Source organism: Rossellomorea vietnamensis, assembly GCF_025398035.1.
GTDB classification, from domain to species: domain Bacteria; phylum Bacillota; class Bacilli; order Bacillales; family Bacillaceae_B; genus Rossellomorea; species Rossellomorea vietnamensis_B.
Map to the genome: position 1 here is coordinate 4,246,859 of NZ_CP104558.1, position 12,828 is coordinate 4,259,686.

Annotated in this window: 9 protein-coding genes; 5 read left to right on the forward strand and 4 right to left on the reverse strand. The window is 41.9% G+C overall.

Annotated features, from left to right (window positions below; genetic code table 11):
- The first annotated feature begins 55 nt into the window (after positions 1 to 55).
- From N5C46_RS21765 to N5C46_RS21775, 3 genes are all read left to right on the forward strand, one after another.
- On the forward strand, positions 56 to 1,366 hold the full coding sequence (locus N5C46_RS21765; RefSeq protein WP_261750212.1) for a bifunctional folylpolyglutamate synthase/dihydrofolate synthase: 1,311 nt from the start codon (positions 56 to 58) through the stop codon (positions 1,364 to 1,366).
- 109 nt (positions 1,367 to 1,475) lie between these two features.
- Positions 1,476 to 3,188: a sensor domain-containing diguanylate cyclase gene (locus N5C46_RS21770; protein ID WP_261750213.1), complete on the forward strand. Its 1,713-nt coding sequence runs from the start codon at positions 1,476 to 1,478 to the stop codon at positions 3,186 to 3,188.
- Positions 3,189 to 3,324: 136 nt separating this feature from the next.
- Positions 3,325 to 6,207, forward strand: coding sequence for a vWA domain-containing protein (locus tag N5C46_RS21775; protein ID WP_261750214.1), 2,883 nt, complete (start codon positions 3,325 to 3,327; stop codon positions 6,205 to 6,207).
- Between the two features lie 116 nt (positions 6,208 to 6,323).
- Here N5C46_RS21775 and N5C46_RS21780 read toward each other — a convergent pair whose 3' ends face one another.
- From N5C46_RS21780 to N5C46_RS21795, 4 genes are all read right to left on the reverse strand, one after another.
- Positions 6,324 to 7,679, reverse strand: a complete 1,356-nt coding sequence (locus tag N5C46_RS21780; protein ID WP_261750215.1) for an IS1182 family transposase — start codon at positions 7,677 to 7,679, stop codon at positions 6,324 to 6,326.
- 124 nt (positions 7,680 to 7,803) lie between these two features.
- Positions 7,804 to 9,684 (reverse strand): hypothetical protein, encoded by a 1,881-nt coding sequence (locus tag N5C46_RS21785; RefSeq protein ID WP_261750216.1) that lies wholly within the window; start codon positions 9,682 to 9,684, stop codon positions 7,804 to 7,806.
- Positions 9,685 to 9,699: 15 nt separating this feature from the next.
- Positions 9,700 to 10,287, reverse strand: coding sequence for a PilW family protein (locus tag N5C46_RS21790; protein WP_261750217.1), 588 nt, complete (start codon positions 10,285 to 10,287; stop codon positions 9,700 to 9,702).
- Positions 10,229 to 10,705 carry a type IV pilus modification PilV family protein gene (locus N5C46_RS21795; RefSeq protein WP_261750218.1) on the reverse strand — a complete coding sequence of 159 codons (477 nt, stop codon included), beginning with the start codon at positions 10,703 to 10,705 and terminating at the stop codon, positions 10,229 to 10,231. Before N5C46_RS21795 ends, N5C46_RS21790 begins: the two co-directional genes overlap by 59 nt.
- A 156-nt stretch (positions 10,706 to 10,861) precedes the next feature.
- Between N5C46_RS21795 and N5C46_RS21800 the strand changes: the two genes are divergently transcribed.
- Together N5C46_RS21800 and N5C46_RS21805 are read left to right on the forward strand one after the other, a co-directional pair.
- Positions 10,862 to 12,049, forward strand: coding sequence for a hypothetical protein (locus N5C46_RS21800; protein ID WP_261750219.1), 1,188 nt, complete (start codon positions 10,862 to 10,864; stop codon positions 12,047 to 12,049).
- Positions 12,050 to 12,072: 23 nt separating this feature from the next.
- A complete protein-coding gene (locus N5C46_RS21805) occupies positions 12,073 to 12,807 on the forward strand; it encodes a PRC-barrel domain-containing protein (protein WP_261750220.1) in 735 nt (244 codons plus the stop codon).
- The last annotated feature ends 21 nt before the right edge of the window (positions 12,808 to 12,828 follow it).

Consider the following 12,828-nt stretch of genomic DNA (forward strand, 5'->3'; position numbering starts at 1 on the left):
CTGGCCTGATTGGGGCCCTTTTTCTAATGAAGCCTATGTGGGAGTGAAAAAATTGATGAATTATGAACAAGCTGTCGCGTGGATCCACTCAAGACTCAGACTTGGAATCAAGCCGGGATTGATGCGGATGAATCACCTGTTGGAAGAACTCGGGAACCCTCATCAAAAGCTGAAAACCGTCCATATTGCCGGTACGAATGGAAAAGGGTCCACGGTTACCTATTTGAGGAATGTATTACAGGAATCAGGATATACAGTCGGAACGTTTACCTCTCCTTATTTTGAACGCTTCAATGAACGGATCAGCATAAACGGAGATCCTGTCAGCGATGGGGATCTGACGCTGCTTGTCGAAAAGATCAAGCCTATCGCGGAAAAGATGGAACAATCGGAATGGGGTGCGCCCTCTGAATTTGAAGTCATCACGGCCATGAGCTTTTATTATTTTGCTGAATTGCAACCCGTCGACCTCGTCCTTTATGAGGTTGGGCTCGGGGGTAGACTGGACTCGACGAATGTCATCATTCCCATGGTATCCGTGATCACGAGCATCGGAATGGATCATATGCAGTTTCTTGGGAACAGATTGGAAGATATCGCATCTGAGAAAGCGGGAATCATCAAGCACGGTGTACCTGTCATTTCAGGGGTCCATCAACCTGAAGCAAGGAACGTCATCAAAGAAACAGCCCTTGAAAAGGAAAGTGAGCTATTTCAACTTGGGCAGGATTTTTCTGCCGAGCGTGTCGCCTTATTGGATAAGGGGGAAAGATTCGAGTTTCAATCTCCCTTGCAGCATGACGAGTTCGATCTTTCCATGATCGGAACCCATCAAATCAATAATGCAGCCCTTGCCATCAAAGTCGTCGAGCTCCTTGTGAAAAATCAGGAGATGAAAATAGAACCGGAGCACCTCAAGAGAGGATTAAAGAAGGCATCATGGCCGGGCAGGATGGAGGCATTATCCGCTACACGTGAGATTTACATTGATGGTGCCCATAATCCAGAAGGGGTGGATGCCCTTGTGAAGACAATCAAGGAACGCTTCCTTCATAAAAAAGTGACCGTCCTTTTCTCGGCACTCCACGATAAAAAGTTAAGGCCGATGATCTCTCAATTGGAAGAAGCCGTGGATGAGATCGGATTTACGTCCTTTGATTTTCCGAGAGTGGCATCGGTTGAAGAGCTTTACGAAGCTTCCGCGCACCCACATAAATCAGAAGTCCATGATTGGAAGAAGTATCTTGAAGAGAAAATCGCCGTCATGGAAGAAGAGGAAGTCCTGCTCATAACCGGCTCCTTGTACTTCTTATCGGAAGTGAAACCATATTTACTTCCTTTATTGGAAAATTACAGAAAAAAGTAAGTGACTTTATTCGGGTGCTTTGATAAAATATTCTTAAACTTGTGACTATTTAACTAGTATAGTATGATCAGACTATATAAAATTCATTGTAAACCTATGGGGGATAGATATGACGTTACCATTGAAGAAAAAGCTGTACATATTGCTGGCATGGCTTGCGGTTGTACCGGCTGGCTTATATTTTACATATCAATACTATCCTCCTGAAAATATTGCAGGAAATGAGCTTGAGTTTATAACATTGGTGGCATTTGCCACTTTCATCCCCCTCATGCCCATCGTGATCAACGGTGCGACCATCTTCTTCATCCAGTGGGTGACACTCGTCGGCTTCATCAAGTATGGTCTATTTATTGAAATCGTACTGATGCAGTTCTCGATCATCCCCTTGCTCATAAGGCTCCGGGTGACAAAAAGCGACTGGCACAGGATCCCATTGAATTCACTGATGTTCTTTTTGGTTTCATACATCAGTGGGCTGATCTATTTTATGGTGGGAGGGGAAATCGCCGAAAGGGAGCTCGGTCAGCTGATCCTACCGATCCTTTGTTACCAGATCGTATCCATTATGATCAATCAGATCCTCCTCCTTCTCTATCATCATTATGTGGCTAATAATGACGTGCGTTTTTACAGTAAGGACTTTGTGTGGGATTTCACCGCCAATATGATCATGTTCCCTCTTTCTCTCTCACTCTACTATTTGACATTTGAACTGGGGGCGTTTGCCTCCTTGCTGATTGGAGTCCCGTTCGTCAGTCTCTCCATCATCTTGAAGCTCTATAATTCATCCGAGAATATCAATGAATACCTCCAAAAAGCAGGGGAAATCGGGCATCAGCTCACAGAGAGCCTCAAGGTCAAAGAAGTCCTGGATATTTTCATCGAGAAGATCATCGAAACACTTCCTGTCGAATATGCGTACATCCTCGACTGCCATGAGGAGGGGTTGGTTCTTCTCCGGCGGTTTGAAAATGGGGAAATGAAATCGAATAACCTTCGTCCCCTCAAGAAAAATCAGGGGATCAGCGGAGTGGTATGGGAAACGGGAAAATCCGTCCTGTATACGTCCCGTTCGGAATGGACCGATATCGCCGAAGGGTATATGCCGGAGGATGTGGAAAGCGTGTTATGCGTACCTATCGTCAGGAGCCAGAAGGTGAGGGGAATCCTTCTTCTCGCTTCCTCCAAAAAGAAAGCGTATGAGAAATTCCAATTGATGATCGTCGATATCCTATGCTCTTATTTCGGGATAGCCATTGCCAATGCAAGGCACCATGAGCGGACGAAACAGAACAGTGAACGATGCGCTCTTACAGGTCTCTACAATTATCGCTACTTCGAGGATCTGCTTTCCATGGAATACAATCACCTCGAAGCAGGAAAGAGAAAGACCCTGTCCTTAATCATGCTGGATCTTGACCACTTCAAAGTGATCAATGATAACTACGGTCACCAGAGTGGTAACGAAATCCTGATACAACTGGCCGAACGCTTACGTGCATTGATATCCACTAAAGGAACCGTGGCAAGATACGGCGGGGAGGAATTTGTGATCCTCCTTCCCGATACGGAAAGGGAAGAGGCACTCCGCATCGCAGAATATGTCAGGGGCACGATTGCCAACCAGCCGTTCACGCTCCATGACAGCCTGGACGAATCCAACAAACAGATAATGGTCAGGATTACGGCAAGCATCGGCGTATCGACCGCACCTCAGGATGCAGACGACACCATGGCCCTCATCCGTCATGCCGACCGGGCGCTTTATACTGGGGCGAAGCAGGCAGGGAGGAATCGGGTGGCGCAGTATGTGAAATAAGGAAAAGGATGTCTAAAGTAATCATGGACATCCTTTTTTTATTGAAAATACCATCACGTGAGTATTAAGTCCTATTAAAATAGTTTGAAGATTGATATAATAAATATATTATAGGATAACCAAAATGAGGGATATTATGAGAATACAGCCAAAAACTCCATTCCTATTCATCCTGTTTCTTACGCTCCTAATGAGTTCGACCATAACATATGCAAAAGGGAATGCTGATTTACATGTGGATTTTAATGTATCACCGTCACAAAGTGTGATCGTAAAGCCTGCAGAAGGAAATGCAAAAGCGTCATTAGATTTCAATATTATTCCGGCAGGGGAAGTGAAGGAAGCAAAGCGGCCCCCTATTGATGTCGTCTTTATCTTTGACAAATCAGGCTCGATGAATAGTACGAGAGACAAAATGCAAAATGCAAAAGACGGACTGACCAGTGCTGTCCAATTCTTTGAAAAAAACAAGCAAGAAAATGACCGCTTTTCTCTCATTACCTTTTCGTCCGAGATTGAAACGATCCTTCCGTTAAGCAATGACCTCGATTCTATTAAAACATCTATGTTACATACCACCGCATATGGAGGGACAAATTATACCGATCCTTTGCGTGCAGCAAAGCATATGCTGAGAGATTCCAAGAACGAAAAGTATATTGTCTTCCTGACAGATGGACAGCCTATGATTGCAACCGCCGTTGAAAAAGTAAAAAGAGAAGAATGTACAAGACCGTTTTGGTTTTTTTGCGGTGAAACAGATCTTGTAGAGAATGATCAACAAGTGATATATGACTTCCAAAATAGATACTATTATAATAAGTGGCTCCATAAAATATATTCCCCGGATAATAGCAAATTGAAATCATTATTGATACCTTCTGATTTTTCTATGGATGGTACTTCTTTTAAGTCGGGTTGGTACAATCCAGGGGAGTTGGAAACAAACAGTCAGCAAATGCAGGCTCTGATTAAACAAAAAGGCCTTGAAGTTTCCAAAGAATTATACAACTCCAACATCACCATGCATACACTCGGATACGGGGAAGGCGACCTTGATGACCGATACCTTCAAATGCTGGCAGAGAAGACTTCCGGCAGTTTCATCAAAGCAAGTGAGGGAAGTGTCTCGGATGCATTTGAAAAACTGGCGAATAAAATAAACTCCGTTAAATTGGAAGGGGAAGCGGTCGTACCTTTGCCGGTAAACGCAACTGTTGACCGTAACCAATACAAAGTGGTCAATAATACGGTGTATTTACCGTTTTCCACCGTGTATGAAGTGGGCCAGGGAGCACCGTCGGCCATAATCCTATCATTACCTGTGGAGTTTACGACAAAGGGTACCTACACTTTTGACTCTGTAAAAATTCAATATAAAACGGCAGAAGAAACGGCATGGAGAAATACCAATAATAAATCGGTGACGATCCAGGTGAAGGATGATGCACCTGCATCTGTTACAGGAAAGCTTGAACTGAATAAAATCAATCAAGAATTATTCAATTTAATTATTGAGCAAGGAAAAGAGACCAACTCATTTACGGGTAAGTATCAGCTGGAGTTCGGAGGCCTAGTAAATCCAACTGCCAAGGGGAACGTAAGAGATATCACCATCTACCAGCCGTTACCTGAAGGGGTGGAAGTTGAAGCCGGCAATAACCTTTCTATAGAAAATGTGAATGGTCAACGAACGGCTGTCATGAGATTGACTCAAAGGATGAATTTTGAAAACGGAAAGTTTTCTCAACCCTCGCTTTCCGCCAATATGAAGATAAAGGCCTTATGGGCCATTAATAATGTAAAGATGCCTCAGCCTAAGGTATCTTACGTTGATTCGAGATATGATACGAAAGTGGTCAGTAATTTGACCCCAGATCAAAATGAATTAAGTGCGAAAGTAAGAACCCGTAAGTATGATAATCAAAAAGAATATGCTTATGATGGTTTTGCTAACGGAACAATAAAAAAAGTATTGATCACAGGACAGGGGGAAACGACTGTCGCTGTTCTGGAGCCGGGCATTAATAACGGATTCCCGAATAAAGCGGTAAAGGAATTAGTGGCTGATTCAACTCAATTAACGATCACCTACAAAGATGGATCAACCGCTGTACTATCATTTATTCCTGCACTGACTGTCAAGGATGCCGTTACCAATAAAGTATTGGAAGATGGGGATTCCATATCCAATCAGGCTGAATTCTATCTATCTACCGGGGTTCCCGGAAATGATGTGAAGTATAAATATCGAATGTTGAATGAGGATGAAGTGATAGAAGGATGGAATAACATCGACCTTCAGGAAGTGAAAACCCTCGACACATTCGGAAAGAATGAAGTCCAGGTAAAAGCGAGCGGAGGATTTGCCGTCGATGATTATATTATTGGGAAAACCATCTGGATCGAAGGAGACGAATTAATACGAGTTCCTTCCCTCATCGAATTATACGTGGGTGAAACGAAGTCTTTCGATATCGATGTCTTCCCTTTTGGGAAACCAAATAATAATTATAATGTCCTGGTGACCCAAGGGAACGACGGGGTAATCAACTCTGAGTATACTCAAGTCCGTTCTACCAAGGAGAATAGAATGACAGGTTTATCCCCTGGTGAGGATAACGTTATTGTAGAAACGAAAAATGGGAAGTTTAAAAAGACTATCCGCGTCATTGTGAAGTCTAAGTTCATAGATCTTGAAAGCATGGATTTCACTAAATCGAAATATACTCTGCTTCTGGAGGGGAACGATTTCGACGTTCATTCAAACTTGATCTTTAATCCTCATAATGCCACCAATAAAAATATTAAGACTGTCACTGATACAGGGAATGGCGTAGTCGAGATAACAAGGGAAAATGACATATGGAAAATAACCCCGAAGAGTAAAGGTGTGACGACCATCACTGTAACATCCGATGAAAACCCCGATATTAAAGCCACAGCCATTTTTGAGGTGGTTTCAGAAGAAGGTGGAAATCCGGGTACAGAAAATGGAAGTATCGATGGCAGATGGTAAAATGAAAAGCGAAGCTATGAGCAATCATAGCTTCGCTTCAGACTGTAGACAAACCCCACCTTCACTTTAACCGAAGGTGGGGTTTTCTGATATTTTAAAAGATTTTTCTCCTGTTTCTAGGCTGGACATGGCCCTCGCCATGTCCAGTTTGCCAACTTCTTAAGATTCATGGCAGCGAATGTAAGCATCGCCTGCATTGAAACTTTTTTAAGACCTCTTAAGGTCGTCCAACGCATGCCATGCTTTTCTTTTGCGTCCGCAAAGACCCGTTCGATCGTTTCTTTGCGTTTCGCATATAGAGTTTTATTAAGTTCTGTATGTCTCAAATGATCTACTTCATCTATGTAATCCTGCCACACATGTCGATGAATCATCTTGGTGTGATTCTTACTTTGTGTACAACGTTCTAACAGAGGACAGTCTTTACATTCCAAAGGATTTGAAGCGTATTGTTTGTACCCGTCTCTTGTGGTAGTACGGTAAGGTAAAATTTGTCCTTCGGGACAAAGATAGGAGTCAAAATATTCATCGTAAACGTATTCGTATTTCCTAAGATATCCGTCTTTCGTTCTCGGCCGTGTATAAGGCATAACGGGTCTGATTTCTTGGTCCATGAGGAATTTAGCGATGTGGGGTGTTATATATCCTGCATCAACAGCGACAGAACTGGGCTTACCGACTTTATCCGTGACTTGAGTGACGAGCTTGTCCAACATCCGACTATCGTGAACATTTCCTCCCGTGACAAGAGATCCTAAGATAAAACCCCGGGAGTCGCTTGCCGTATGAAAAGAATACGCAAACAGCTTTTCGCGCTCATCTTTTACGTAATACCCACTTTCAGGGTCTGTCGTGCTGACCTTTATTTCTTTTGACTCTTCTTTATTCTGTGGGGGGAAGGGCTTTTTTCCGTGTTCCTCTCGGTCAATGTTGATCTCTTTATCCAGCTGATCCTGATACGTTCTAGTTTCGACTCGGGCTATTTTCTTTTCGAATTTCTTCTTATTCGCATTCGCTTTTACATGAGTAGAATCTATAAACGCAACGGATGGATCCACCAATCCTTTGGTCATCGCTTCTTTCAAGATGCGGTAGAAAATTTGTTCAAAGAGATCCGTATCGTGGAAGCGCCTAACGTAGTTTTTACCGAAGGTTGAAAAGTGAGGGATTTTCTCTTTGAACGAATACCCAATAAACCATCGATAAGCAACGTTGGTTTCGATTTCTTTGATGGTTTGACGCATGGAGCGTATGCCAAAGAGGTATTGGGTAAAGACCATTTTAATGAGAACAACGGGATCAATACCAGGGCGTCCATTGTCTAAACAATATTTATCTTCTACTAAGTCATAAATAAATTCAAAATCAATCGCTTGTTCAACTTTCCTAACTAGATGATCCTCAGGAACAAGTTCATCTAGCGCAACCATTTCAATTTGATTTCTTCCTTCTTTAGTGTGTTTTGATAACATTTTTATCCCCCACAAAAGCTTTATTCCTTTCTATTATACAAAAAAAGCTTGTAGACTTGGTCTAATTCTTAGACTTTGTCTACAAGCTGAAGCGAAGCTATGAGCAATCATAGCTTCGCTTTTTTTACTCCACAATTATTTCATCACCAATTAGGGAGAGGGAGTCCACCTTGGGAAGATCATCCAATTTGGAGAGCAGTACATCTTTATTATAATGAACGATGAATCGCGATAATTTCTTTTCCTGGTTAGAAAAGAGATCACTTTGTATCGTATCCATGCTGTCAACATCCCCACGTACGGCGTTTACAGTCAGGTTTCCCTTCGAAAAGACGCCACCGTTCACATAAAAGAGGGAGCCGACACCATATAATGTTGCGTCACTATCGGTGTATAAGAAAGCCTGAAGAGGCTTAATATTTTCTGATGCATCAGGCAAAAGGTCAGCCTCTCTCTTTTCTTCTTCATCCGTATAGTATTGGAATTCATTCATCCTCGTTACCAATAATTCTCCTTTTGAAAGTAAGATCAATTGACCCCGTTGATTGGAATGACCGGGACTACTTTTACCGGTGATATTCAAATTCGAAATACTTGTCTTTCCTTTTGCGTAAATGACAGAATCAAATTCAATTTCATCGTTTTCGTCATCCGGATCATTGGCATCACCCTTTATCGTTAGGTTACCTCCGGAGTAGATGTTCCCTTCAATAGAAGATGTAGAGTTTTGGGACTGGAACAAAACGTCATCAAAACTGACTATATTCTCTTTCAATGTTACTGATGCATTTGCTTCAATCGATACATTGCCGGCTGCGACGATATTTCCGATTGACATCTCTCCTGTTGCGTTCGAAATGGTTACATTTCCGGTAGAGATGATATTCTCAATATCCATTGTGGAATTTGCAAGGATGTTTACATCTCCTTGGACAATCAGGTCCACTCCGGGATGTCGTAACCCTTTTACTGTGATGCTTTGATCCGCTTTTACAGTCCCCTGTACATTTTCACTCAATATACCATTTACCAAAGGGAAGAAGATGGGACTGTTGGATAGATAGTTGGCCGTTATCGTATTCCTTATATTAGCCTTGGTCAAAGCCTGATCAAGTGAAAGCCCAAGAGAGTCCAATACTTTCCCAACCTCCTCCGAGTACGTTTGATCAAAGGAGATGTCAGTGAATTGGCTGTCCTGCTTTATGTCTGGTGTTGGCAGGTGCGGGTAAAACTGCCGGGTGTCCACCAGGGATTTCATATGGTCATAATTCACTTTGTCATAGCTGGTATACAAATCTCCTACAATGGATGGGAATGGTGCGCTCACTTTCTTATCATCGAGATTGGACAATTGATAGTTTGCATCTTCACTGATGCCGAGTGAATGAGCATATACATTTCCGACCAGATGGGGTGAACCGTTCAACTGAAGCTGTTCACGGGAACCTAACGTATATTTCAGGAAGCTTGGAATTGGAGAAAGGATGATTCTCTTCCGGACGATTTTTTCAACCTTTCCTTCTTCGGAATCAGGATTTTCAGTATTGACGATAATCTCATATACCCTTGTAAGGTTCGTGTCGATAAAATCCAAGCCGAACGTGTGATATTGAAGGGTATTGGCTTTCCCGCAATGAGCTCCCAGTAAATTCGAAGCTTGAGTTCCGCTGACATCCACGATCGTAATACATTTGATCGTATCAGAAGATTGGTAGGATGGGAGTATTTCTGTTTGAATGAAGTCCCTCACTTTTGAGTTAATATTTACAGGGGTTAATTGGTTGATTTCCAACTGCTTAGTGGGCTGCAATTGGAATACAAGCTTGGCAGAGATTTCTTCAACCGCTTTTAAGCCTTCGTATGTAATATCAATATCTGTTTCCCTGACTTCTGTCCGTTTGGCTCCTCCTATCGTTGAACTCATGATGGCCATGCCGATCGTCACCATGACAAGGGAGGTGATTAAAACAGTCAGCAACGCATTTCCTCGTTGATTTGTTAACAAATGATTCCCTCCATTCTAGAAGCCGAAGCGGCTCTCTAATTGAAGTGTTTTATTGAACCGTGGATGAGACACTTTATATGTCATTTGAATCATCGCATCCGTACATGGATCAGACGTACAACTCGTCGTAATCGTGGACCCTGAAAAATCGGATGAAGTAGCAAGTATCTCACCGTCGAAGCTCCATTGCTCTTTCCCGTCCATGGTTATCAGTTCCAATGTCTGCTCATCATGTATAACGTCTTCATCTTTCACCTCATAGAAGGATTTTCCAGAGTAGGAAGTTATATTTTTTTCAGTGTTATTCACGAATTTAATGCAACCTGATTGCTCAGGGGTACATTCTTCAATGGTATCAAAGGGGTATGAATATAAACGTTTCATCACCATGGAAGATACATAATCAGCATCTTCACGGAGCTGGGCATCTATCGACACTTTTTCATAGACTTTATATCCAGTGATCAAAGCACCATATGTAACAGGCAAAAGAATAGCCGATATAGTTAGTGTGATCAATAATTCAATCAAGGTGATCCCTTTATTATCGGATATCTTCACTTTTAACTTTGCCATCAACACTCGTGCTGTATGCTTTATCATTCATATTCCACCTCACTTTGACGGTAATGGGAATATAGTAATCCATTTCTTCAGAAGCCGATACTTCATCGGAAAAGATGGTCGCTTCATATTCTAATCCATTAATCGTAATATGTTTCTTGCCGGGACAGGTGTTATGTATTTCAGATTCAGAGAACAGTGTATACTTCTCTTCACATATGAGTAATGTGAGGTATTCTGTATCAGGAGACTTATCACCTATGTTCACATCATGAAAAAAGTTCCTGACTTCGAGGAAGTTCTGCTTTTCCATGAACATAAGGACATTCCTGGCTACATTGACCCCCACCGTCTTCTTTTGATTGGCATTTGTATATGTACTGGATTGAAGGAAGAAATTCATGAATGCTAGAAGGACGATTCCCAGTATGGTAATGGAAACCAACAGCTCTATCAATGTGAAGCCTCTATTATTTTTTACTATTTTTATGTATTTCAACCCAACACCTGCTTTCAATCTACCTAACTTTATTATACAATATTTAATAGTCGAAACTTGTTAAAAAAAGTCTAATTTATAAGAAATATATCATAGGGAGGAGCTGAATGTAAGATGATTTACCTATTTTCGTTACTGGCACTTATTCTGCTGTTGCCTATTTTATATTTCATTCCAATCGGGATCTCCCATGGGGGGAAACTACTGATCGCAGGCGTATCATTTGGTTTGACGCTTTTGGGGTTAGTCGCATCTGCCCAATACCCGATGTGGTTAATTGGTCTGATGTTACTTTCTTTACTGGCCATCCTCTCATACGTCATGGAACAGCGTTTTAGCGGGATATTGGTAGTGGCTGAAGGACATGACCAGGATGTGAAAGAAGAACAATGGCTCGAAACTCCTGCACATGTTGAATTCAAGTCTGACTTACATAATGACAAAGAAGCATCAAATGAAGTTTCTGAAGTGAAAGATGTAGAAGAAATCGCTGCGGTTGAAAAGTCTGTTAAAGAAATAGAGTCTGAGGATCATAAGCAAGGGGATATGCTAGACGGTAAAGAAACATCGGAAACCTTTGAAGACATCGAGCCTTTACAGGAAGATGATGAGATATTGCCTGTACATGTTGATACAGAAATAACCTCAACACAGGTTCAGGAAGACGAAAGTGAATGGTTTATAGAAAATGCAAACGAATTGATTGAAGAACCTGATGCGATTGAAGGGGACTTCGAGTTGTTTGAGGCTGATTTGAGTGAAATCGAAAGCATGATCAATGACCCGGACGAAATAGAAGTAGAGGAAACGGAAGAAACAGAGGTATACATGGAAGAGTTGGCAGAAGTAATCGTTGAGAGTGATGGACCGATTGTTGAAGAGATAGAGGAGCCTGTTAGTGCAGGGGAAGAGGCAGTTCTTGAAGATTCCATCGATGGGGAAGACGATTTGATCGATCATCATCGTGCAGGAGATGACGCCTTTATAGACGAACTTCCAAAGCGCAGCAGAATCATGAGAGAAGTAATGAAGACCATGATTGAGCAGATCACACTTTCACGGAGTCTGTTAACCGATGACCAGATGGAAAATATGATCAAGCATTATTTACATCCAAGTCTACACGATCAGGATTACTATACATTTGCAAGAATATTAATGGATCATTACATTTCAACGAAGCAATATGAAGATTTGGATATGTTCATTAAGGGGATCGAAGAGAGATTCAGGGAGTACCCTTACATCATAATGGATCTGGAACATTCAAAGAAATACGCGTGGGAAATGACACGAAACTAAATTGATGGAATAGGTGAGATGACATGAAGAAAAGTGCAGAAATGAAAGCTTTACCGATTATCAGTATTAACGATGGAAGTGAAATAGGGAGAGTCAAATCCCTTGTTATAAACCCGGAGAAAGGCTCAGTAGATTTCTTGACCATCGAACATGAAGATTGGCAGGTAAGTGTGAAAGCGATCCCTTTTAAGAAGGTAGTCGGGATCGGGGAATATGCTGTGACCGTCGAAAACGAGAGTGCGGTCATTGACTTGAATGAAATCCCTATCGCAAATCAGCTGGTGAACAAGAAGATTAAGATTAGTGATACCCGTGTCATGACCCGTAAAGGACAGATGATTGGTAATATCCAGGAATTCTATGTGGATGATGAAACAGGGGCCATCGTTTCATTGGAGTTACAATCGAAGGACAATACTTATTTCCTTGCAACAGAACATGTACTCACTTTTGGGAAAGATATCCTCATCGTGAACGAAGATGCCGTGGAATATTTTAAAGATTCATTGAATCAACTGAGCGATCCTGAACCTGTGTTCGTAGAAGAGGTCGAAGCTACACCTCAACAGCATGGCCTGGAAACAATCAAATCAAAACAGACAGAATTATTGGCGGGTAAAAGAGTGACCGAAGATATTTACAATTTAGAAGGGGATTTGTTGATTGCCAAGGGTTCCTCTTTATCGGAATCAGACATAAAAGCCGCTCAAGAAGCGGGACCTTCTGTATTTGTTGATTTAACAATGAATATTAAGTAGGGAATAGCAGGAAGGAGCGCC